Source organism: Epilithonimonas mollis (assembly GCF_900142325.1).
Taxonomy (GTDB): Bacteria; Bacteroidota; Bacteroidia; order Flavobacteriales; family Weeksellaceae; genus Epilithonimonas; species Epilithonimonas mollis.
In genome coordinates this window covers 1,212,924-1,236,156 of the sequence record NZ_FRAM01000001.1, presented here as the reverse complement: position 1 = coordinate 1,236,156, position 23,233 = coordinate 1,212,924, and the positions used below count along the sequence as shown (strand labels likewise).

At 36.0% G+C, this 23,233-nt stretch carries 23 protein-coding genes; 11 read left to right on the top strand and 12 right to left on the bottom strand.

The features are described from left to right. Positions 1 to 318 precede the first annotated feature (318 nt). The 3 genes from BUA97_RS05490 to BUA97_RS05480 are packed head-to-tail and all read left to right on the top strand — an operon-like array spanning position 319 to position 3,165. Positions 319 to 1,206: an FkbM family methyltransferase gene (locus BUA97_RS05490; protein ID WP_175546175.1), complete on the top strand. Its 888-nt coding sequence runs from the start codon at positions 319 to 321 to the stop codon at positions 1,204 to 1,206. Continuing rightward, positions 1,206 to 2,366 (top strand): glycosyltransferase family 4 protein, encoded by a 1,161-nt coding sequence (locus BUA97_RS05485; RefSeq protein WP_072996809.1) that lies wholly within the window; start codon positions 1,206 to 1,208, stop codon positions 2,364 to 2,366. The genes BUA97_RS05490 and BUA97_RS05485 overlap by 1 nt, the downstream gene beginning before the upstream one ends. Beyond that, positions 2,335 to 3,165 (top strand): glycosyltransferase family 2 protein, encoded by an 831-nt coding sequence (locus tag BUA97_RS05480; RefSeq protein ID WP_072996808.1) that lies wholly within the window; start codon positions 2,335 to 2,337, stop codon positions 3,163 to 3,165. Before BUA97_RS05485 ends, BUA97_RS05480 begins: the two co-directional genes overlap by 32 nt. A 62-nt stretch (positions 3,166 to 3,227) precedes the next feature. On the opposite strand, the gene BUA97_RS05475 is transcribed toward BUA97_RS05480, so the two are convergent. Next, a complete protein-coding gene (locus BUA97_RS05475; RefSeq protein ID WP_072996807.1) occupies positions 3,228 to 4,193 on the bottom strand; it encodes a glycosyltransferase family 2 protein in 966 nt (321 codons plus the stop codon). Between the two features lie 209 nt (positions 4,194 to 4,402). Here BUA97_RS05475 and BUA97_RS05470 point away from each other — a divergent pair, with 209 nt between their 5' ends. Then, positions 4,403 to 5,272: a calponin homology domain-containing protein gene (locus tag BUA97_RS05470; protein WP_072996806.1), complete on the top strand. Its 870-nt coding sequence runs from the start codon at positions 4,403 to 4,405 to the stop codon at positions 5,270 to 5,272. A 21-nt stretch (positions 5,273 to 5,293) separates the two neighbouring features. Here BUA97_RS05470 and BUA97_RS05465 read toward each other — a convergent pair whose 3' ends face one another. The 7 genes from BUA97_RS05465 to pdxA all read right to left on the bottom strand — a co-directional run bounded on the left by BUA97_RS05465 (position 5,294) and on the right by pdxA (position 11,396). Then, positions 5,294 to 6,046 carry a glycosyltransferase family 2 protein gene (locus tag BUA97_RS05465; RefSeq protein WP_072996805.1) on the bottom strand — a complete coding sequence of 251 codons (753 nt, stop codon included), beginning with the start codon at positions 6,044 to 6,046 and terminating at the stop codon, positions 5,294 to 5,296. Position 6,047: 1 nt separating this feature from the next. Further along, complete coding sequence (gene rocD / locus BUA97_RS05460; protein ID WP_072996804.1) at positions 6,048 to 7,298, bottom strand: ornithine--oxo-acid transaminase; 1,251 nt, start codon at positions 7,296 to 7,298, stop codon at positions 6,048 to 6,050. A 102-nt stretch (positions 7,299 to 7,400) separates the two neighbouring features. Beyond that, the gene (gene accC / locus BUA97_RS05455; protein WP_072996803.1) at positions 7,401 to 8,759 is read right to left on the bottom strand and encodes an acetyl-CoA carboxylase biotin carboxylase subunit; all 1,359 of its coding nucleotides are present in this window, start codon (positions 8,757 to 8,759) and stop codon (positions 7,401 to 7,403) included. Positions 8,760 to 8,852: 93 nt separating this feature from the next. Next, positions 8,853 to 9,329: an acetyl-CoA carboxylase biotin carboxyl carrier protein gene (accB, locus tag BUA97_RS05450; protein ID WP_072996802.1), complete on the bottom strand. Its 477-nt coding sequence runs from the start codon at positions 9,327 to 9,329 to the stop codon at positions 8,853 to 8,855. A gap of 105 nt (positions 9,330 to 9,434) precedes the next feature. Beyond that, positions 9,435 to 9,638 (bottom strand): 50S ribosomal protein L32, encoded by a 204-nt coding sequence (gene rpmF / locus BUA97_RS05445; RefSeq protein ID WP_072996801.1) that lies wholly within the window; start codon positions 9,636 to 9,638, stop codon positions 9,435 to 9,437. Positions 9,639 to 9,681: 43 nt separating this feature from the next. Further along, positions 9,682 to 10,212: a YceD family protein gene (locus BUA97_RS05440; RefSeq protein ID WP_072996800.1), complete on the bottom strand. Its 531-nt coding sequence runs from the start codon at positions 10,210 to 10,212 to the stop codon at positions 9,682 to 9,684. Between the two features lie 95 nt (positions 10,213 to 10,307). Beyond that, positions 10,308 to 11,396 (bottom strand): 4-hydroxythreonine-4-phosphate dehydrogenase PdxA, encoded by a 1,089-nt coding sequence (pdxA, locus tag BUA97_RS05435; RefSeq protein ID WP_072996799.1) that lies wholly within the window; start codon positions 11,394 to 11,396, stop codon positions 10,308 to 10,310. A gap of 236 nt (positions 11,397 to 11,632) precedes the next feature. Between pdxA and BUA97_RS05430 the strand changes: the two genes are divergently transcribed. The 3 genes from BUA97_RS05430 to BUA97_RS17115 are packed head-to-tail and all read left to right on the top strand — an operon-like array spanning position 11,633 to position 14,378. After that, positions 11,633 to 12,229, top strand: coding sequence for a riboflavin synthase (locus tag BUA97_RS05430; protein ID WP_072996798.1), 597 nt, complete (start codon positions 11,633 to 11,635; stop codon positions 12,227 to 12,229). Continuing rightward, on the top strand, positions 12,219 to 13,673 hold the full coding sequence (locus BUA97_RS05425; protein WP_072996797.1) for a sensor histidine kinase: 1,455 nt from the start codon (positions 12,219 to 12,221) through the stop codon (positions 13,671 to 13,673). Before BUA97_RS05430 ends, BUA97_RS05425 begins: the two co-directional genes overlap by 11 nt. Beyond that, a complete protein-coding gene (locus BUA97_RS17115) occupies positions 13,674 to 14,378 on the top strand; it encodes a tRNA1(Val) (adenine(37)-N6)-methyltransferase (protein WP_072996796.1) in 705 nt (234 codons plus the stop codon). It begins immediately after the preceding gene. Between the two features lie 50 nt (positions 14,379 to 14,428). Here BUA97_RS17115 and BUA97_RS05415 read toward each other — a convergent pair whose 3' ends face one another. Both BUA97_RS05415 and rpmH read right to left on the bottom strand, forming a co-directional pair. After that, complete coding sequence (locus BUA97_RS05415) at positions 14,429 to 15,139, bottom strand: cell division ATP-binding protein FtsE (protein WP_072996795.1); 711 nt, start codon at positions 15,137 to 15,139, stop codon at positions 14,429 to 14,431. 135 nt (positions 15,140 to 15,274) lie between these two features. Further along, complete coding sequence (gene rpmH / locus BUA97_RS05410) at positions 15,275 to 15,433, bottom strand: 50S ribosomal protein L34 (protein ID WP_039365072.1); 159 nt, start codon at positions 15,431 to 15,433, stop codon at positions 15,275 to 15,277. A gap of 371 nt (positions 15,434 to 15,804) precedes the next feature. On the opposite strand from rpmH, the gene BUA97_RS05405 reads away from it, so the two are divergent. Genes BUA97_RS05405 through BUA97_RS05395 form a run of 3 tightly spaced genes read left to right on the top strand, consistent with a single transcriptional unit; the run spans position 15,805 to position 17,934 of the window. Then, the gene (locus BUA97_RS05405; RefSeq protein ID WP_072996794.1) at positions 15,805 to 16,149 is read left to right on the top strand and encodes a cupin domain-containing protein; all 345 of its coding nucleotides are present in this window, start codon (positions 15,805 to 15,807) and stop codon (positions 16,147 to 16,149) included. Positions 16,150 to 16,151: 2 nt separating this feature from the next. After that, a complete protein-coding gene (locus tag BUA97_RS05400; RefSeq protein ID WP_072996793.1) occupies positions 16,152 to 16,673 on the top strand; it encodes a hypothetical protein in 522 nt (173 codons plus the stop codon). 4 nt (positions 16,674 to 16,677) lie between these two features. Continuing rightward, the gene (locus BUA97_RS05395; RefSeq protein ID WP_072996792.1) at positions 16,678 to 17,934 is read left to right on the top strand and encodes a 3-deoxy-D-manno-octulosonic acid transferase; all 1,257 of its coding nucleotides are present in this window, start codon (positions 16,678 to 16,680) and stop codon (positions 17,932 to 17,934) included. A gap of 102 nt (positions 17,935 to 18,036) precedes the next feature. Here BUA97_RS05395 and BUA97_RS05390 read toward each other — a convergent pair whose 3' ends face one another. Further along, positions 18,037 to 18,663, bottom strand: a complete 627-nt coding sequence (locus tag BUA97_RS05390) for a deoxyuridine 5'-triphosphate nucleotidohydrolase (RefSeq protein WP_072996791.1) — start codon at positions 18,661 to 18,663, stop codon at positions 18,037 to 18,039. Then, complete coding sequence (locus BUA97_RS05385) at positions 18,663 to 19,418, bottom strand: glycosyltransferase family 2 protein (protein WP_072996790.1); 756 nt, start codon at positions 19,416 to 19,418, stop codon at positions 18,663 to 18,665. Before BUA97_RS05385 ends, BUA97_RS05390 begins: the two co-directional genes overlap by 1 nt. Positions 19,419 to 19,868: 450 nt before the next feature. On the opposite strand from BUA97_RS05385, the gene BUA97_RS05380 reads away from it, so the two are divergent. Next, positions 19,869 to 22,976 carry a leucine--tRNA ligase gene (locus BUA97_RS05380; RefSeq protein ID WP_072996789.1) on the top strand — a complete coding sequence of 1,036 codons (3,108 nt, stop codon included), beginning with the start codon at positions 19,869 to 19,871 and terminating at the stop codon, positions 22,974 to 22,976. Positions 22,977 to 23,233: the final 257 nt, after the last annotated feature.

Genomic DNA, 23,233 nt, shown 5'->3' with positions numbered 1-23,233 from the left:
TGAGCGTTCGCCTTTTGAATTTGGCTAATATTTTCCGAAATAGTACTTTTACGGATTAAAATAAAAGCGATGTTGGAAATCGGAGAATAACCATGGGAGAAAGCCTGTAGTTTTCATAGAAGTTCAGGCTGGAACATATTTTGGGAAGATGATAATATTCGATTTAAAAGATGAGTATAATTGGGATTAAGTAAATTTTTTTATGAAACTTACTTTTCAATTCAATATTTATTTTAATATTGAAGTTGAGTTTATATTAAAAATATTATGATGAAAAAATTAAGTTTTTTAAAAAATATTACTTCTTCAAGGAAAAAAATGGAATCAAAAGAAGCTAATATAAAGAATGAATATCAGGTTGGGAAATATAAGATGTTGATTAGAGGGAATCATATGATTGAGGCTTATCAGCTGCAATTTCCTCTTTATGATAGATTTCTACCTTATTTCGGTTCCTTTTTTAAAGGACTAATTATAGATATCGGAGCCAATGTTGGGGATACGGCTTTGGCGATATTTAATCAGAACGATGATTGTTTCATCGTTGGCGCAGAGCCGGATTCTGATTTCTATGAAGATTGTGTTGCCAATATCCAACATAATGGTTTAACGCACCGTTTTGTAGGGGTCAATAAGTTTATTTCTACTAAGAAGGGTTCTTTCATAATTGAAAAAGACGGAACATCTTCTACAGGATCAATTAACAAGAATACTTCGATAGAAATCGAAGAAAATGCAATTTCTTTTGAAGGTTTACTTGATATGGTTCCTTCAGACAAACTCAACCAATTCGATCTGCTCAAAGTTGATACGGACGGCTTCGACTGGGATGTGCTGAATTCTTTAGCTGACACAAAAGATTTAATCAACAGGAAACCCAGATTTATATTTTTTGAAATGCAGACTTTTTTAAATAATGATGCCAGCAAGTCCTTCGAAAGAAAAGAAATGAGCGAAAAATATTCCGATTCATTAAAACGTTTGCAAGATGCCGGTTTCACACATTTTAGTTTATTTGATAATTTTGGGACGTTTGTAATGACTACCAATTCTCTGGACAAAATTGTTACATTGAATGAGTATATCATCAGATCTCAGGTTTATAATAAATATTCCACAATTTTCTATTTTGATGTATTGGCTTTCAGTTCGTCAGACTTAGATTTTGTAAATGATAAAATTTCTAATTTTTATAAAAAGGTGTGATGAAAATTTTAGTAGACCCGCAGATTTTTAGCCAGCAAACTTATGGTGGAATATCAAGATATTATACTGAAATATTTTCTGAAATTAAGAAAAGAAAGGATATTCAGGTTATTTTACCAATTTACTATACAGATAACTTTTATCTAAAAACTACAGATCTTCTTTCTAAAAATAAATTACTGACATCAGTTTATGATCTTCTTTCATTTTTTAAAATAAGTACGAAAACACTTAGAAGGAAAAAAACGGAGAAGTTTTTAACACAAGTTTGTCAGGGTAATAATTATGATGTTTTTGTCCCCACCTATTATAATCCTTATTTTTTGGATTTAATTACGGAAAAACCCTTTGTGTTGACTGTTTATGACATGATTCATGAATTATTTCCACAGTATTTTTCTGATGATCCTTATCGAGTTACAGAAAATAAAAAAAAACTAATTTATAAAGCAACCCGCATCATTGCAGTTTCTCATAATACAAAAAAAGATATTTTAGCCATCTTCCCTGATCTTGATCCGGAGAAAATTCATGTGATTCACCACGGGAGTTCTATAAAAATTGATGTTAATACTAAAGTCAATTTACCTGCGAATTATATTTTATACGTAGGATCCAGGGCAGATTATAAAAATTTTAAACTTTTGGTTAATGCTATAAATCCAATTTTAAAGGAAAATCCGGATCTGGTTTTATTAGCCGCAGGTGGTGGTGAATTTAGTGAAGAAGAAATTAATTTTATACAGAAACTGGATTTGGGCAAACAAATAAAGCAAACGACTTTTGAAGAAAATGAATTGGGTCACTTCTACAAAAATGCAGAATTTTTTGTATTTCCGTCTCAATATGAAGGGTTTGGTATACCCGTATTAGAATCTATGGCTTGTGGCTGTCCGATAATTTTATCTGATAGCGGATCATTCCCGGAAGTTGCCGGAGATGCAGGTATATATTTTGATAGTATGTCAGAGGATGATCTGCGAACAAAAATAAAGATGTTATTAGATGATGAGGATATGAGAACGCAATTCTCAGGAAAAGGATTAGAGCAGGTGAAAAAATTCGATTGGAAAGTAGCTGCGGAACAGTGTTTAGAGGTTTACAGAGGAGCAATAGAAGATAAAAAGAATGAAATTAACAATATTAACGATAAACTATAATAATAAGGAAGGACTTGTCAAAACATTTGATTCTGTCCGTTCGCAGACCTGGAAAGATTTTGAGTTCATTGTAATTGATGGCGGAAGTACCGATGGTGGCAAGGAGCTGATTGAACAAAATGACCAGGTAAATTATTGGGTGTCCGAAAAAGATTCTGGTGTCTATAATGCCATGAATAAAGGAATCAGGATGTCTACCGGCGACTACATCATATTTATGAATAGCGGCGATTTCTTTTATAATGAATCTGTTCTGGAAAAGGTAAAAAACCAATTCGATTCTGATATCGGTATTTTATACGGAGATTCCGTTTTCTTCAATGACACAGGTTACCGGAAAGTTATAAAAGTTCCTGAAAAATTAACCTTTGGCTTCTTCTATGATGGTGGGCTTAACCATCAGGCTGCCTTTATCAAAAGATCTTTATTCAGCGACTATTTTTATTATAATGAAGACTACAAAATTTGTGCAGATTGGGAGTTTTTTATTCTTACGATTTGTCTACACAATGTTTCTTTTCAGTATTTGAATGAAATTATCTGTTATTATGATTTTTCGGGTATCTCTGCAAAAGTGGAAAATCTGCCGATTTATATTCAGGAAAGAGAAACAACACTTAATAAATATTTTCCGGCATTCCGAGACGATGCAGAATTGACAAGAGAAATGCGGGCAAAAAGAATAAAACAAGTTTTGCATATCAAAAACTATCCTGTTGCCTGGCGGATTTTTAAATGGCTAATCAGCTTGTTTCTTTTGTTCTTGCCAAAAATTAAGAAGAAATCTGCTGAAAAATAATTTGGACTTGCTTTTTCCACATTTTGCCTGGATGATTCACAAAACAAGTTCAATTAGAAATACTATTTTGAAATTAATTTCGTATATAAGTTCGGATAGTAGTAATACAAACGCAGGTAGAAATAGTATTCTATACCAATTTCTGCAACAGAATATTTAAGAAGCGATTTGAAAAACTGTCGGATTTCTTCCTTTTCGATTCTCATTTCTTCTTTATTGGTTTGACGAAGAATGCGCTTGAGAACCATCAATAGCTTCCGGATAATATTTTTTGTAATCTTTGGCTCATTTTTGATGTCTGTTGTGCTTTGCCAGAATTTGAAAACCTCACTGATTGCCAGATAAAAATAATAAGCAGTCTCAGGAGAGAGATCGTGTGAAAGACTACCCTCATGCTGGATATAATGGTAAAGCTTCTTATTGGATCTAACAACTTTCATAGCCTTATCAAAAACCCTGAAAAGTGTCGAATAATCTTCAAAACATTTGAGATTTTCCGGGAAGTTCACATTTTTAAAAAAAGACGACCTGTATAATTTGCCCCATGGATGACTTTGTATGACATCATCTTCCAACAGAATAGCTAAAGCCTGTTTTCCATCAAATACTTTCTCTTCGGAAATCGGTTTGTAGAAAACTACATTTCCCTTTTCATCTTCATAAGAAGCTTCTATAATAGAAATGTCAGCATTTTCATCAAGAAGTAAGCGATATAGCTCTGCACAATAATCCGGTTCTACCCAGTCATCGGAATCCACAAAACAAATATAGTCACCAGTCGCTGCTTTTACGCCTCTATTTCTGGCTTTTGAAACACCTGAATTGTTTTGGTGGAAAATTTTTATTCTTTCATCTCTGCGTTGGAACTCTACATATATTTTTGAAGAATTGTCGGTAGAACCATCATCAACAATGATGATTTCTAGATGACTATATGATTGTTGGGTAACAGAATCCAGGCATTTTTCTAACGACCGTTCGGCATTATAACAAGGGATGATCAAGCTTATCAGAGGATGATTATTCATGAGAATTTTTTGATGAAGAAAAATTTATATTTGAATAAAAATCATTCCTTTTTTATTTTTAAATGGCTATACTTGCCGGATATTTAGGTCAAATGTAATAAAAAAATATCAAGCGAAAAATCGAGACTTGACTGTTTTTATTAAATTTGGCATAAAGTTGAATTAAATTAATATCATCTTCAAAACTCTTAAACGAAATTCCAATCGGTATGAATATAATATATTTGGTATTTGGCAATAAAATGGACAATTATCAGCAAGTCTATTTCTCAGCATACACAGCCTTTGCGCACAAGAATACCGAAGACAGGATTATTGTGGTTGCAGAAGATCCATCATTATTCCATTCATTTCAGGATGAGATAGAGGTCATACCAATCAGCAGAGAACTTATAAAAGAGTGGGAAGGAAAATACCAGTTTTTTTGGAGGGTGAAGATAAAAGCACTTCAGTTGGTTGCCGAAAAATATCCATCGGATTCTATTCTCTATTTGGATGGCGATACGTTTTTTTATGACAGAATGGATGCTTTGCGTGAGGGTATGAAAAACGGACAGAATTATATGCATGTAGAAGAAGGGAAACTTTCCAAACTTTCTTCAAAAACTGAAAGGCTAATGTGGTCTCAGATGAAAGAAAAAACCTATTTCAATGTCAAAATAGATGAAAATTCCACAATGTGGAATGCCGGATTGATTGGTATTTCGCCAAAACATTTCGACTGTCTCGGCTTAACTTTAGGTATTAATGATGCAATGTGTGCGGATAACGTACCTAGAAGACTGATAGAACAATTTGCATTCTCTTTAGGATTAAATGAATTTTCAGCATTGAAACCTGCAGATCACGTCATCGGTCATTATTGGGGAAATAAGCCAGAGTGGAACCAAATTATCAGCCATTTTCTGAAAGAAATCTTTATGAAGGATTATTCTTTGGACAAAATTATAGAAAGGATCAAACAAATGGATTTAGCCCAAATTCCAATCAGGGTTAAAGAATCGAGCACTCAAAGAAAGCTTAAAAATTTTATCGATGGATTTTATAAGAATAAAAAACCTGTTTACATCAGGAAGTGAAATTTTACATTTACAGAAAATCTAATTTTTCAAAGTTTTATAAGTTTCATACACGTACAAACTTTGGAGATAGCTGATTTTCAATCCGTTGATTCCGTCCAAAATTCCAAATTTCAGGAAGTAAGTTTTGAAAAATTTAAAAATAACTTTGCTCCATTGTGTGATAAAAGAATATTTTTTCCCTTTCAATCCAAGTTCCTGTCCTTTTAATCTTCCATAGGACAGCATTTTATTTTTGAATTGATCGTAATTTTCAAAGGAATAATGAAGAAGTTTATGTTTGAAAATTCCCACAGTTCCACTAACTTCCAAAGTCTCGTGCACTTTTTTATTTTCCGAATAATGTGCTTTTGATTTTCTGAACAGACGGAAATTTTTATCATTCTGAGTGCCGGAAAAATTGATTTTCTTATTTCCGAGAAAAAACGTCCTGTAAAAATAATAAGCATCTTTTGCATTAGGGTTGTTCATGGTTTCCAGAATTTCTTCCCGTAATTGAGATGTTATCCGCTCGTCACCATCCAAAAATAACACCCAGTCATTTTTTGCAGCATCCAAAGCCATGTTTCTTTGTTTGGTGAAATCTTCAAATTTGTTTTGAATAATTTTTACTTTCGGAAATGACCCCGCGATCTTTAAAGTTTTATCGGTGCTGAAAGAATCTACGATAATAATCTCATCACAAAAGTCAAAACATTCAAGAACTTCCTGAATGTTTTTTTCTTCATTAAAAGTGATGATCAGTCCGCTTATCTTTTCTTTCAGCTGCTGCATTTTATTTTTGAAATTCTAAAATCGTCTTTTCGATAATCTTTACACAATCCAAAAGCTGCTCTTCAGTAATAACCAAAGGCGGAGCAAGTCTGATGATATTCCCGTGTGTTGGTTTAGCCAATAATCCATTTTCTTTCAGCTGAACACAAAGATTCCATGCAGTTTTGCTGTCCGGCGTATCGTTGATAAGGATAGCATTCAGCAAACCTTTTCCTCTGACTCTGGTAATTAAATTTGTTTTATTAATTAATTTCTCAATCTCAGAACGGAATAATTGTCCCAATTCCTCAGCACACTCAGATAAATTTTCTTCTTCCACAACATCCAAAGCAGCTATTGCAACCGCACAGGCAATCGGATTTCCTCCGAAAGTAGAACCGTGTTGTCCAGGTTTTATAACATTCATAATTTCATCGTTAGCCAACACTGCAGACACAGGATACATCCCGCCGGAAAGGGCTTTTCCTAAAATTAAAATATCCGGCTGGACATTTTCGTGATGACATGCAATTAGTTTTCCGGTTCTTGCGATCCCGGTTTGTACTTCATCAGCTATGAAAAGGACATTGTACTTTTTGCAAAGTTCTGATGCCCCTTTCAAAAAGCCTTCATCAGGAACATAAACACCTGCTTCTCCCTGAATGGGCTCTGCTAAAAATGCAGCAATATTCTGAGTATCATTTTTTAGTGTTTCTTCCAAAGCAGCCAAATTATTATAAGGGATTTTTACAAATCCAGGCGTGAAAGGTCCATAATTTTGGTTCGCATCAGGATCGTTAGAAAAAGAAACTATCGTCGTTGTTCTTCCGTGGAAATTGTTTTCACAAACTACTATTTTTGCAGCATTTTCGGAAATTCCTTTGACTTCGTAACTCCATTTTCGGGCCAGTTTCACAGCGGTCTCTACCGCTTCTGCACCAGAATTCATTGGCAGGACTTTATCAAAACCAAAAAGAGTCGTGATTTTTTTTTCGTATTCTCCAAGATTGGAATTATAAAAAGCTCTTGAAGTTAAAGCCAATTTCTTAGCCTGATTGACCAAAGCCTCTACAATTTTTGGATGAGAATGTCCTTGATTGACAGCAGAATAAGCGGAAAGAAAATCGTAATATTTCTTACCTTCAACATCCCAAACAAAAACGCCTTCGCCTTTTTCCAAAACCACGGGAAGTGGGTGGTAATTGTGCGCACCGTATTGATTTTCTAAGTCGATGAAATATTGGGAATTCTTTTCCTGAACTGCTGTTGACATATATTTATTTTTTTGTAAAAATAATGAATTTGATTTCAATTAGAGCTAATAAAAATGCCTAACTGTAAAAGTCAGGCATTTTATCTGTTTGGATTTTATTTATTAGATATTATTATCAAAATTCTTATCCATCACGAAAGTTTCCATAAACTTTGTGGTATAATTTCCGGCAAGGAAATCTTCGTTTTCCAACAATTGTCTGTGGAAAGGAATTGTTGTTTTCACACCTTCAATGTAAAATTCTTCCAAAGCACGCTTCATTTTTGCAATTGCTTCTTCTCTGGTCTGGGCCGTAACAATAAGTTTAGCAATCATGGAATCGTAATTCGGCGGAATCGCATAGCCGGAATAAACATGAGTATCAACTCTCACACCGTGTCCGCCAGGAATATTCAGTCCTTTGATAACACCAGGAGATGGGCGAAAATCAGCATAAGGATCTTCAGCATTGATTCTGCATTCGATAGCATGCATTTTTGGATAATAATTTTTTCCGCTGATAGGCGTTCCGGAAGCCAGCAAAATCTGCTCACGAATCAAATCATAATCTACAACCTGTTCAGTGATTGGATGTTCTACCTGGATTCTGGTATTCATCTCCATAAAATAGAAATTTCTGTGTTTATCCACCAAAAATTCTATTGTCCCCACACCTTCATATGCAATGAATTCTGCTGCTTTTACCGCAGCTTCACCCATCTTTTCACGAAGTTCATCCGTCATGAAAGGAGAAGGCGTTTCTTCAATCAGTTTCTGATTTCTTCTTTGTACAGAGCAGTCTCTTTCGGAAAGATGACAAGCTTTGCCATATTGGTCTCCGGCAACCTGGATTTCAATATGTCTTGGCTCCTCGATAAGCTTTTCCATGTACATTCCGCCATTTCCGAAAGCAGCAACCGCTTCCTGAATTGCAGAATCCCAATGGTCTTTCAGGTCTTCTTCTTTCCATACCGCTCTCATTCCTTTTCCACCACCACCGGCAGTCGCTTTGATCATCACAGGATAACCGATTTCTTTAGCTGTTTTCTTAGCGTCTTCATAAGAATCGATCAATCCGTCAGATCCGGGAACACAAGGGATTCCGGCTGCTTTCATCGTAGCTTTTGCCGTAGCTTTGTCACCCATTTTCTCGATTTGTTCCGGCGTTGCTCCAATGAATTTGATGCCGTTTTTAGCACAGATTCTGGAAAAGTTGGCATTCTCGGAAAGGAAACCGTAACCAGGATGGATAGCATCTGCATTTGTAATCTCTGCAGCCGCAATAATATTAGGGATTTTAAGATAGGAATCCTTGCTCATTGCAGGACCGATGCAAACTGCCTCATCTGCAAAACGAACATGAAGACTGTCTTTGTCTGCCGTAGAATAAACTGCAACAGTTTTGATCCCCATTTCTTTCGCCGTCCGCAGGATTCGCATAGCGATTTCTCCACGGTTAGCGATTAATATTTTTTTGAACATCTTTCTAGAAATTTTAAATTATAAATTTTGAATTTTAAATTATTTTAAATGAAAATCTCCATTTAAAATTTATAATCTTTAATCTAAAACTGCTTAAGATGGGTCTACCAAAAATAAAGGTTGATCATATTCTACCGGAGAAGAATCTTCTACCAATATTTTTACGATTTTTCCACTGATTTCTGATTCTATCTGGTTGAAAAGCTTCATCGCTTCGATAACGCAAACCACTTTTCCTTCTGTTACCGAATCACCTACATTGATGAAAACATCTTTGTCCGGAGATGGCTTTCTGTAGAAAGTACCAATCATCGGAGATTTGATAGTGATGTATTTGCTGTCATCAGCAGAAGCCGATGCTTCAGAATTAGCAACAGGAGCGGAAACTGGATTTGCAACTGGTGCAGAAACAGGAGCTTGGTAAGCAACTTGTGGAGTTAAATAACTTACAGCTTCGCCTCCAAGCGGAGTTTTGATATAGATTTCGAAGTCTTTGTTTTTATACTTTACTTCGGAAACACCTGCCTTTGCAACAAATCTTACAAGATTCTGAATGTCTTTTATATCCATAAAATTTTTAAATTGTTTTGAACGCCAAATATAATAAAAAACCACTCAAATTGATAAAATCCGAGTGGTTTTTTATGCTAAGTATAAGACTATCAAAGATAGATCTTAGTTTTCTTCTGTTGTTTCTACAGTTTTCTCTAATACAACTTTTCCTTTGTAATAAAGTTTTCCTTCGTGCCAGTGTGCTCTGTGGAATAAGTGCAACTCTCCAGTCGTTGCATCTTTTGCCAATTGAGGAACTACAGCTTTGTAGTGAGTTCTTCTTTTATCTCTTCTTGTAGACGACTGTCTTCTTTTAGGATGTGCCATTGTTAATAATTTTAAAAATTCTGACGAATTATATTGTTATTTCTTAATTGTTGTCTTTTAATTTTTTCAAAGCTTCCCATCTGGGATCTGTGCTTTCTTCCGTCTCTTCTTCGATTGGTTTGGGACTGTATTTTTCCAGCAGCTTTTCATACTCATCATTATCTCTTACAGACGGCGCCACCTTTTTCATCGGGATCGATAAAACCACTGTTTCATATACAAGATTTGCAATGTTGAACTCGCTGTCTTTTTGTGGAATCGTGATAATATCTTCATTGCTGTCATCATATTCTTCCCCGAATTTTACAAGAACTTTCAGATCGTTCTCAATATTTTCAGAAAATTCATCATTGCTGATATCGCAAATCAATTGAACGGTTCCTGAAACATCAATATAGAATTCCAAAAATGTCGTGTGCTTGTCCAAAAGAACATTTACATTGATTTTTGGTTTGAAAAACTCTTGTTCAGTCTCAAATAAATCAAAGAACGCCTGATTGATTTCAAATTTGAAATCATGCTTTCCGGTTTTGAGACCAGAAAAAGCAATATCGTAGTTTCTAAATCTGTCCATAAAAAATGGTGTGCAAAAATAATTTAATTTTTTGAAATAACAAAATGTTTTTGGAAATACTTGAATTGCAAAAATTTACTTCCAGAATTTTATTTCTATTCTGCTTCGGTTGGCAGGTCTTCATCTACGTCATTATTTGCATGCATTGCCTTCGGGCGAAGCCTGTTTTCTGTCAGATCGCGATATTCATTTCTGTTCCTGAAAATGTTGATGGCTGTAAAAATCGCTTCGGAAAAAGAAGTTTCGTCTGCCAGATTTTTCCCGGCGATGTCATAAGCAACACCATGATCCGGCGAAGTTCTGATAAAAGGCAAGCCCGCTGTGTAGTTGACGCCTTCTTCATAAGCAATCGTTTTGAACGGTGTGAGTCCCTGGTCGTGATACATGGCCAGAACTGCATCAAAGGCCTTATATTTTTCCGGCTGGAAAAAGCTGTCTGCCGGATAAGGCCCGAACGCCATAATGCCCTGATTGAACAATTCTTTGATGGTTGGGTCGATAATTTCGATTTCTTCTTTACCGATTACACCGCCGTCTCCAGCGTGCGGATTGAGCCCCAGAACAGCAATTTTTGGTTTTTCTACACAGAAATCTTCTTTTAATGTCGCAACAAGCTGCTTAACCTGTTTTTTAATTTTTTCTTTTGTGATGTTTTGCGCCACTTCGGAAACCGGAATATGATGTGTGGAAACAGCCACTTTCAACTCATCGGTAACCATAAACATCACGGCCTTTTTTTGTGCCTTTTCTTCAAAATAACCGGTGTGTCCTGCGTGTACAAAACCATATTTCATCATTTCATCCTTGTTGATCGGTGCAGTCACCAGAACATCAATCTCCTGATTCATAAGTGCTTCTGTTGCCGCCTCGAGTGATGCGATTGCCAGCCTGGTGGATTCTTCTGTCGGAACTCCGAATTCTACGTTGCTGTTTTCCTTAATAAGATTGACCATGTTGATCTTTCCGCCCTGAGCTTCTTTTGCATCGTTGATGTAATTGAAGTTGGTCTGCAGTTTGAAAACGTTTTTCTGATAAGTAAACAGTTTTCCTGAACCAAAAATAACTGGCGTGAAAAAATCTGTGATGCTTTTGTCTTTCAGAGATTTCAGGATGATTTCCGGACCGATGCCATTGAAATCGCCGATTGAAATTCCTACTCTGATTTTATGGTGTTTGGAGCTCATTTGTTTATCTTTGACGTTTAAAAGAATTTTACAAATTTAAGCTTTTTAGGTTGTTTTTATAACTATTCTTTGCTCAATATACTAAGTCAAGTGTTTTTAATGAGCAAAGTTCATAGCCCCGATTGCAGCGGCATCCTTTTTTTTCTGGCTTTGGAAAAAGCATTGGCGGAGAAAAAAGATACAGTGGAAAGCGGGAGAAAGCTCCTGAAAATATTTAAAAAAAAACATGACATAAAATGTTTACAGGAATCATTGAAGCAACAGGAAAAGTTGAAAAAATCGAGAGAAATGAAACCAATATTGATTTCACGCTAAGCTGCCCGTTTACACAGGAGCTGAAGATTGATCAAAGCCTGGCACACAACGGTTGCTGCCTGACAGTGGTGGAAATCAACGGGAATGAATATAAAGTTACGGCAATCAGCGAAACGCTTGAAAAAACGAATCTCGGGCATTGGAATGTAGGAACGGAAGTTAATTTGGAACGGTGTTTGAAATTCGAAGGAAGGCTGGACGGACATGTGGTTCAGGGTCATGTGGATAAAACAGGTATGGTGAAACATATAGAAAACCTGAACGGAAGTTATATCATTACAGTTTCTTACGAAGAATCTCCTGAATATACAACGGTTCCTCAAGGTTCTGTCACACTGAACGGAACCAGTCTTACCGTTGCGGAAAGTGCAGAAAATCAATTTTCTGTAGCAATTATTCCGTATACTTGGGAGTTTACAAATATGAAGCATCTGAAGCGCGGTGATGTGGTGAATCTGGAATTCGACATCATCGGGAAGTACGTTGCGAAACTTTTGAAAAAGCAAAATGTCATTTAGTGATTATAAAGGTTACCGGTTAAGAAACAGGGTTTTCGTAGGATTTCTGGCAATATGTTTCCTGAGTATTATTACTTCGGCGGTTTTGTCATTCATTATTTTACGAAATAATGCAAAGGACCAGAGCAGGACAGATATGCAGAATAAATCTGAGGCTCTAATGTCGTCTCTGGATTATGCGCTCAGCCATTCTCAGGTGAAAACGGGAGATATCCCTAGGATTCTGGAAAACAAAATCTATGAGATCGCTGATATCAATAAGCACGATATCATTATCTATGATCTGGATGGTAATTATCTTCTTTCTAACAAGGAACCTAATCTGGTGGCTCAGAAAAAAATGCCTGCTGAGGTCATAAAAGCCATCCGCAAAAATGGGAAGCAATATGATGACAAATCTTATGATGAAAACCTGAAAGCCAGCATCATCTCTTCTTATATGGTTCTGAAAAACAATATGCTGGAAAACGTAGCTTATGTTTATTTTCCGTATTACCACAACGAAAGTGCTTACATGGTGGTTTTCAAGCATTATTTTGCATACATCATCGGCGTTAACATATTGATTGTACTTTTCAGTATCTGGCTCAGCTGGATTATTTCCAATAATCTGACGAAAGCAATCACCCGTTTTACATCCATGATCAGCAGGATAAATCTTTTTGATAAAAATCTGCAGCCGATCCGGTATTATAAAAACGATGAGCTGAATGCATTGGTGAAGGCTTATAATAAAATGATCTCTGAGATCGCCGACCAACGTGAACGACTGAGCTATATAGAAAAACAATCGGCTTGGCAGGAAATGGCGAAGCAGGTGGCACATGAGGTGAAGAATCCTTTGACGCCAATGAAGTTGATGATGCAGAATTTTGAAAGGAAATTTGATGCGAACGATCCGAACAACGAAACGAAAGTGAAAAATCTTAGCGAAGTGATTATCGGACAGATAGAAGTCATCAGCAGGGTGGCAACTGCTTTTTCGGAATTTGCACAATTGCCTAAGAGGAATGATGAGGAAATCATTCTTAACAAGGAAATCAGGAATGTGCTGACGATCTTCAGTGATGAAAATATCTTTGTTCATGCCAGTCATGATCATATTATGATGAAGATCGACAAGGATTATCTGGCAAGGATCATTATCAACCTTGTAACGAACGCCAGCCAGGCAAAATCGGATGACAGAAAATCCGTTATCAATGTAGATCTGGAAAAAATTGAAAAGCGAATAAAAATAACGGTTAATGATAATGGAATCGGAATTCCTGAGGATAAATTAGATAAAATCTTTGACCCGAATTTCACTTCCAAAAGCAGCGGAATGGGAATCGGGCTTACAATGGTCAAAAGAATGGTGGAAGATTATAACGGTAGCATAACAGTGGTTTCTGAGGTGGATAAAGGTGCGGTTTTTACAATTTCAATGCCTTCAAATTTGTAAATGAAGCCTTTTCGTTTTAAACAGTTTGATGTTCAGCAGGATTCTCTTGTTTTCCGTGTCGGGACAGATGCTGTTCTTTTGGGTATTTTGTCAGATGTTGCTAATGCAGAGTCAATTCTGGAAGTCGGAACCGGAACCGGAATTATTTCCCTGATGCTTGCTCAAAGAAATCCCGACGCCCGTATTCTGGCAATTGATATCAATTCCGAAGCGGTTAGTATTTCTAAAAATAATTTCTCCAATTCTCCTTTTTTTGATAGAATCCAGGCTAATTTACAGGATTTTAGGAATTTCGTAACAAAGGAAAAATTTGATTTGATAATTTCGAATCCGCCTTATTTTGAAGTCAATAATTCGGGTAAAGATGTTTTGGCGAGACAAAGACTGAAATTGGATTTTTCTGATTTGATTCAAAAAACTTCAGCACTGCTTTCCGAAACAGGTTTGTTTTCTGTGATCATTCCGGTCGATTCTGAAAAACAATTTACCAATATTTGTCTTGAAAATAATTTATATCTTAAAAGAAAGGTGAGTATCAAGGGAATTGAAACTGCTGAACCGAAAAGAGCAGTTTTAGAATATTCCTATCATAAACCGGAAATTAAAGAAGAAAATTTCATCATAGAAAAAGCACCAAGGGTCTATTCCGATGAATATCTTGAGCTGACAAAAGATTTTCATTTATTCCAGAAAAAACCTCTCTGAAAAATTCAAAAAGGTTTTATATTTATAATTAATCTAATATCTGAATTTTATTATTCAAACAATTCCGCAGTATCCAAAACTGAAACCTGCCCGTTTTCACATCTGATAGCTTCACCTGGATAATTCTGAATCATATGGTAGTCGTGTGTCGCCATCACAACGGCACAATGGTTTTCCTCGGCAAGGTTTTTCAGAAGTGTCATGATGTCATTGGACGTTTCGGGATCCAGGTTTCCTGTAGGCTCATCAGCGAGAATCAGTTCCGGGTGATTCAGTAATGCTCTTGCAATCGCAGCACGTTGTTGCTCGCCACCGGAAAGCTGATGGGGCATTTTGTGCTTTTTGGTTTTCATCCCAACGCTGGAAAGGACTTCATCGATTCTTGCTTCCATTTTGTGTTTGTCTTTCCATCCGGTTGCCTGCAAAACGAATAGCAAATTTTTTTCGATATTTCTGTCCGGCAATAGCTGAAAATCCTGGAAAACGATTCCAAGTTTTCTTCGCAGGTTCGGAACATCGGACTGTCTCAGTTTTTGAAGATCAAAACCGGCAACCTGTCCGCTTCCGCCTTGCAGAGGGAGCTGTCCGTAGAGAACTTTCAGAAGCGAGCTTTTTCCAGAACCGGTTTTTCCTATTAGGTAACAGAATTTTCCTTTCTTGATATGAAGATCCACATCATTCAGGACTGTGAAGTTTTTCTGTACAATTTTGGCGTTGCTCAAATCTATAATATCGATACCCGAGTCATTTCTGTGCGGCATAGTCTGAAAATTGAAAGTTTGTGAAAGCCAAAAATAGCAAAAACTTATTTTTCTGCTTTTACTTTTGGGAAATTTTAACAACAAAAAATGTCTGAAACCTGTCCAGACATTTTTGTATATGATAATTAAAGAAAATTATCTCTTAGCGCGTGCTGCACTAACAGTTAAACTCTTTCTGCCTTTCGCTCTTCTAGCTGCCAACACTCTTCTTCCATTCGGAGTGGACATTCTTTCACGGAAACCGTGCTTGTTTCTTCTTTTTCTTTCAGATGGTTGGAATGTTCTTTTACTCATCACTAATATATTTAGTTCGTAATTATCTCTTTATTTTCAGACTGCAAATATAGAGATTTTATTTTGAGTGGCAAATATTTGAAAACTTTTTTGTGTTAATTTTTCACTTACCGTTTATTTTAATAATTATGGCAGCTATTTCCGCCTTCCGCTCCCAATCTTTTCACTCCACTGCGTTGCGTAAAAAGGATTTCCGCTCAAGTCGGGCTGCGGATTCAGCATTATAAAACATTTGAAAAAAGATCTTCGACTGACAATGTTGAATTACGATGCTGGTTGTAGAGCTGTCAGTCTGAGTAGAAGTGCCTGATTTAATTTAAAAAGTGCTTTTTCCAAAAGTCTCAATTATATTTGTAATAGAAAAGCTAAAGATGATAAAATCAAAACAAGATACGCAACATTATATTTGGAGTGGAAACTGCGTCAGCTGGGTTTTGCTGGATTCGGATGCGCTTTCAGTAAAACAGGAAATAATGCCGCCCAAATCGAAAGAGCAGTCGCATTTCCATAAAAATGCGCAACAGTTTTTCTTTATTCTAAAAGGAAAAGCAACATTTATTGTGGAAGGAGAAACTTTTGAAATAGCAGAAAATTCAGGATTTCATATTGCTCCCGATAAGCAACACTGGATTGAAAATCTTTCCGACACTGATCTGGAATTTCTCGTCATATCCAATCCTTCAACAAATAATGATAGATTTGCAGTAGAAAACTAATTATGAGTAAAAGACTTACATTGTCAGACTTGTCAAGTACTAAAAATTCAACCTTAACAGAAATCCTTTCTGATTGGAGACAGTATGATTTAGATACTGTTGTAAGCACTATTCTGGAATACAGAAGAAGAAAATTGATTGAAAATGAATATTTTCTTAATGCCGTTTCTGATATAGAACTTTCGGAATCAAAATCAGTTGACATCCTGGAAAAAGAGTATCTCAGTAAGAATAATGTTAATACTTATTTGGAACTGAAGCAAAAAGATGAAGATAATCCTTCTGACGAAGTGATAAAGAGAAAGCTTCTTCATAAAGCTTATAGAGAGCAGATCTTTGAAATAGAAAGTAGGTCAAAGAAGAATTCTTCCAAAGATATTATTGTCGGGGCACTTTGGTTTGCGGGAGGTGCTTTAGTAACACTAATCAGTATGAGTAATGGTCAAGGTGGTATTATTGCTTATGGAGCAATTATTTTCGGCGCGATTCAATTTGGCAGAGGAATTTTTAATTCTATGAATTAAAATTATGAAATCACTTTACAATCTTTTCGTTCATGTGATGATTTTCGGGATGAAAGTTTTCTCACTGTTCAATTCGAAAACTAAAAAAGGTATCCGTGGCAGAAAGCTGTCCGTCAGCATTGTCAAAGATAAACTCCAGGGAGAAAAGGTGATCTGGATGCATGCAGCCAGCCTGGGCGAGTACGAACAAGGCTTGCCTGTCCTGGAAAAATTGAAAGAACAATTCCCGGAACATAAAACGTTAGTAACCTTTTTTTCACCTTCCGGTTACGAAAATATAAGGAAAAGAAAACAGGTTGCAGATGCGGTTTGCTATTTGCCTTTTGATAGAAAAAAAGATATTAAAGCGTTTGTTTCGGTCTTTGAAGCGGATATTTTCTTTACTGTCAAATATGATTATTGGTATAATCTTTTGGAAGCACTGAAAAATCGTGGAACGAAAATTTTTGTGATTTCGGCACTGTTTTATGAGCATCAGATATTTTTTGAGAGCTATGGAAAGTGGTTTGCAAAACAGCTGAAACAAAATATTGACTGGTTTTTTCACCAGACTATTAAATCTTTGGCTTTAGCTAAAAAAATTGGATTAATTAATTCCTCAGTTTCCGGCGATACGAGATTTGACAGAGTAAAGCAATTTCTCGACAGAGATAATCATTTGGAGTTTATAGAAGAATTTAAAAACGGTCAGAAACTGATTGTGTTTGGAAGCAGCTGGCAGGCAGAAGAAGATATTGCTCAGGTTGTTGCAAAAAAACTTCCTGAAATCAAGATCGTTATTGCGCCGCACGACTTGCAGCGTGTTCCGCATCTGCAAAAACTGTTTCCAAATGCTTGTCTCTACAGTTCTCTCTCGAATTCTCAAACGCTCGACTTCACAAACTGTCAGACGATTATTATAGATTCAATTGGCAAACTCTCAAAACTGTATTCTTACGCAGATCTGGCAGTTGTAGGCGGTGGATTCCACTCTGCGGGTTTACATAATATTCTGGAAGCTGCTGTTTATGGTGTTCCTGTAGTTTTCGGAAATCAGTACAGAAAAAATCCGGAAGCGGATGCGCTGATTGATGCCAATGGTGGAAAATGTTTTGACGATTTTGTGGCGGCTTCGGCTTTCATTACAGAAGTTATACAGAAAGATATTCAGAGTGAGGGCGAAGAAAAATCCTTCCTGAAACAGATGTCGGAAAATGCTTATAATTTTGTGAATTCGCAGCCGAATGCAACGGAGATTATTTTGAAGAAAATTACGTCTTAAACACAAAGCTCACAAAGTTTTGCACAAGGCTCGCTATTTTTATTCTTAAAAACTTGATAGTGTTCTTTGTGCAAAAACTTTGTGGGCTTTGTGGTTGAAATCTTACCTCAAAAATCCCTCACTCTTAATTCCTTTCACAATCAATTCAAAATGCTTAGGAATGTTTTCACACTTCAGCCAACTGAAATCAAAACTGTTATTAACACAGAGCTTTTCCAGATAGAGTGTTTCATGGATTTGGAATTCTATGTCGGTGAGAAGTTCGTCAAATTCCATCCAATAATCTTCGTCCAGTTTTTTGATTAGGATTAAGGCTTTGATGATTTTATTAATGAGATAAATGTAAAGTTTGTAAACCGCATCGAATCTCTGTCTTCCCAGTTTTTCGTTGTGCTCAAGGATTTTATTGACCAAAAATAAATTCAGATATACATCACCAAATTTATCCGTTGTTACTTTCACGTGTTCTGTGATTTCTGCGCTCAGTTTTCGGATTAAAACCAAAAAATATTTCTGATTCCCGACATATTTTGAAATTTCCGAAACTCTTTCGCTGATGATTTTTTCCATTGCATTTCGTTTGTCATCTGTCGTTTCAGGATCGATGAGTTCAAAATACAGTTTTTTGGAAAGCAATTTGTCTTTCTTCAGTAATCGGAAAATCAATCGGTCTTTTTCAAGCGGAGAAAATTCGCTCAGAGCCTGTTTGAATTCTTTTGAATATTCCATTAATTAAAGATTTTAGAATATTTAATAAAGCCGTTTAGTGCCCAGTTTGCTGTGTAATAAAGAGATTTCAATGTTGAGAATTTCATATAATCTTTGTAAACCAGATATTGGTCCTTCATGATATTTGATTTTTTTCTGGAAACGCTGTTGGGGAGCATTCTGTATTTTGATAAGGTTTTTTTCAAAGGTTTTCCTTGTGGGATTTTTTTCAATAATTCCAGCCACATCACATGGTCTTCCCGTTTTGTGCCTTCCGGGAAATAAAATTTTCCGACTCGTTTGGAATCGTACATCGATGATAATAAAGATAATCTGCAGGTTTTCAAAAGATTATTAAAAGTCACAATTTTATCCGCTTCGAAGTTTCCAATTTTTGTTGGATTCAGATTGTCATCACAACGGGAATAAGTGGAATAAGCTAATTCAGCATTTTCAGATTTCATAAAATTGACCATTTCTTCTAGGAAATTCGGTTCCCAAAAATCATCGGCGTCCAGAAATGTGATGAATCTTCCTGTGGCATTTTTCAATGAAATGTTTCTTGCTGCTCCAGCTCCGCCATTTTTCTCAGCTTTGAACACTTTGATTCGTGGGTTGTTTTGTTTTTCCAGAACTTCTACCGAATTGTCTGTTGAGCAATCATCGGTAATCAGCCATTCCCAATCCTGAAAAGTTTGGTTGAGGACGGAATCAATAGTTTCGTTCAGATATTTTGAGGAATTGTAACTCGGCGTGATGATAGAGATTTCCGGCACTTGCGATTTTTTACAAAGATATATAAAGACAAGAAGATAAAAGAATAAAGATAAAAGACTTCTTTGCTGAAAACACTTCGACTCCGCTCAGTGTGACATTGCTAATAATAAACTAAATATTTCAACAGTGTCAGTCTGAGCGGAGTCGAAGACTTGTTGATTTTTATACTTAATTTATTTTAGATGACAAAACTTGTATCGAAGCTGGAATCTGCGCCCCGACCTGAGTGGAGCTCTTTTTTGTTATTGCGAGTGCTGAATGGTTCTATGCATGACTTCGCTTTCTTCGCAATAACAAAAAAAGCGGGAACGGAGGGCGGAAAAAGGCGCCCAAAAAATTATGATTCTTTTATAATATGAACACGAAAATTTAAGATTGTCAGTTTGTCTCAAAATCTTAACTTTGTGAATCTTAAAAAAATTATTCATTATTAATTCCTTATTCAGAGAATGTTTTACGACCATCAGCAGATAGAAAAAAAGTGGCAGAAATACTGGGAAGATAACCAAACTTACAAAACTTCCGACTCAACCGATAAACCGAAATTCTACGTCCTCGATATGTTTCCTTATCCTTCCGGAGCGGGACTTCACGTGGGACATCCGCTGGGTTATATTGCTTCTGACATCTATGCGCGGTACAAAAGACATCAGGGTTTCAATGTTTTGCATCCTGTTGGTTACGACAGTTTTGGACTTCCGGCCGAGCAATACGCTATCCAGACAGGGACACATCCAGCGATTACAACAGAACAAAATATCACGAGATACGAGGAACAGTTGAGAAAAATCGGCTTCTCTTTCGACTGGAGCAGGGAAGTGCGAACTTCGGATCCATCTTATTATAAATGGACACAATGGATTTTCATTCAGTTATTTCATTCCTGGTATAATAAATCGAGTGATAAAGCGGAATCTATCGATACTTTGATTTCTCAATTTGAATCAAAAGGAACTGAAGGTCTTGATGCGAATCAAAATGAAGAACTGAATTTCACTTCCGATGAATGGAAATCTTATTCTGAAATCAAGAAAGAAGAAATTCTATTAAATTACCGTTTGGCTTTCCGTGCGGAAACGACCGTGAACTGGTGTCCGGCTCTCGGAACAGTTTTGGCGAACGACGAAATCAAAGACGGAAAATCCGAAAGAGGCGGCTTCCCTGTTTTCCAAAAGAAAATGATGCAGTGGAGTATGAGGATTTCTGCATACTCGGAAAGATTGTTGCAAGGTTTGAAAACTTTGGATTGGCCACAACCTTTGAAAGATGCTCAGGAATATTGGATTGGAAAATCTCAGGGTGCGCAGGTAAGGTTTTTAGTTGATAGTTCAAAGTTGATAGTTGATGGAAAAGAAGCCAATAACCAACAACCAACAACCGACAACTACATCGAAGTTTTCACAACTCGTCCTGATACTATTTTCGGAGCAACATTTATGGTTTTGGCACCGGAAAATCCTTTGGTTAAAAATTTAACAACAGAAGAGCAAGCAGCGGAAATCGCAAATTACATCGAGGAAACTTCCAAAAAAACAGAACGTGATAGAATGACCGACGTGAAAAACGTGACTGGTGCTTTCACGGGAAGTTATGCGATTAATCCGTTTACAGGGAAGAATATTCCGGTTTATATTTCGGATTATGTGTTGATGGGTTACGGAACTGGCGCTGTGATGGCTGTTCCTGCACACGATGAGCGTGACCATAGATTTGCGAAGAAATTTAATTTGGAGATCATCAAAGTTGTGGAGTCTGATGTAGATGTTCAGGAAGAATCTTATGATTCTAAAGATTCGGTTTGTGTGAATTCTGATTTCCTGGATGGTCTTAATTATAAAGAGGCGAAAGCAAAAATCATTGCTGAAATCGAAAACCGAGGAATTGGCCACGGAACTACGAATTACAGACAGCGTGATGCGATTTTCTCCAGACAAAGATATTGGGGCGAGCCGGTTCCTATCTATTATAAGGAAGGAATGCCGTACACATTGCCAAATTCCGCTTTGCCTTTGGAATTGCCTGAAGTTGAAAAATATTTACCAACCGAAGATGGCGATCCGCCATTAGGAAACGCAAAAACATTTGCTTGGGATGAAGCGAACCAAAAAGTGGTCGACACCAATTTGATTGATGATAAAACCGTTTTCCCATTAGAATTATCCACAATGCCAGGCTGGGCCGGAAGTTCCTGGTATTTCCTACGATATATGGACCCGAATGATGATGAGGTTTTCTGTAAAAAAGAATTGTCAGATTATTGGGGACAAGTTGATTTGTACATCGGAGGAAGCGAGCACGCAACAGGACATTTGTTGTATTCCCGTTTTTGGAATATGTTTTTGAAAGACCGAGGTTATATTGAACAAAACGAGCCTTTCCAAAAATTGATTAATCAAGGAATGATTTTGGGGATGAGTGCTTTTGTTTATAGGGCAATTCCATATATCACTATAAAATCGTCTAACGGATTAGGTGATTTCTCATCATATTCTCCATTGAAAAAAAGTCCACAAATTTTTCTTTCTAAAAATTTAATTAAAGGTGATTTTTTCAAAAATGAAGATTTAGAAAAATTATTTATTGATTGGTTAAGAACTCAACTTCCTATTTTATTTAATAATAAGTTAGAAGAGATTTTTGATTATCCTATACTTGATTTAATTAAATATAAAAATTTCACTAATAAAGAAGATTTAATTTCTTACTTAAGGAATGCAATTGAATTTGGTTCCCAGGCGATTCACGTTGATGTTTCTTTATTAAAGGGAACAACAGACGAATTAGATACCGAAGCTTTTAAAGCTTGGAGACCAGAATTTGCTGATGCGGAATTTATTTTGGATAATGAAAAATATATTACAGACCGTGAAGTAGAAAAAATGTCCAAATCAAAATACAATGTCGTCAACCCAGATGATATTTGTAATGAATACGGAGCAGATGGTTTAAGATTGTACGAAATGTTCCTTGGGCCATTAGAACAATCCAAACCTTGGAACACGCAAGGCCTTAGCGGAGTTTATGGTTTCCTGAAAAAATTCTGGAATCTTTATTTCGATGGCGATATCTTCTCTGTTTCTGATGAAGAGCCAACTAAAGAAGAATATAAAGTCTTGCATACGTTAATAAAGAAGGTCGTTTACGATATTGAGAACTTTTCTTTTAATACATCTGTGTCTTCATTTATGATCGCAGTGAACGAATTGCAGAAATTAAAATGCAATAAACGCAATATTTTGCAGCCTTTAGCTGTTATTATATCACCATATGCACCACATATTTGCGAAGAGGTATGGAATTTGCTGGGAAATATTGTTTCTATTGAATTCGAGCCGTTTCCAACGCTGGATGAAGGCTATCTTGTTGAAGATGAGATAGATTATCCGGTAAGCTTCAATGGTAAAATGAAATTCAAGATCAAACTGCCCGCCGATTTAGGCAAGGGAGAGGTTGAAAAACTGATGATGGAGAATGAAGATGTAAAAAGAATTTTAGGAGATAAATCAGTTAAGAATTTCATCTTTGTTCCGAAGAAAATCATTAATATTGTTATCTGATTTAAAAGCCCTTTTGAAATATTAAGAAAAATTATTATTCTGCGCATTGGATTTTTTTAAAATTAAAATCATAATTTATGATAGTCAATTTTAATTATCTTCCATTAATGTTTCTAAAAGAGATAATAAATTCATAAAAACGGGGTTTCAATTTAATTGATAATTGAATTTCTGTAATTTTTTAGATAAAAAAATTAGAACCTAAACGAAAAATATTTTTGCATTTTTAAAATATTTGACTTTATTTTACACGATAA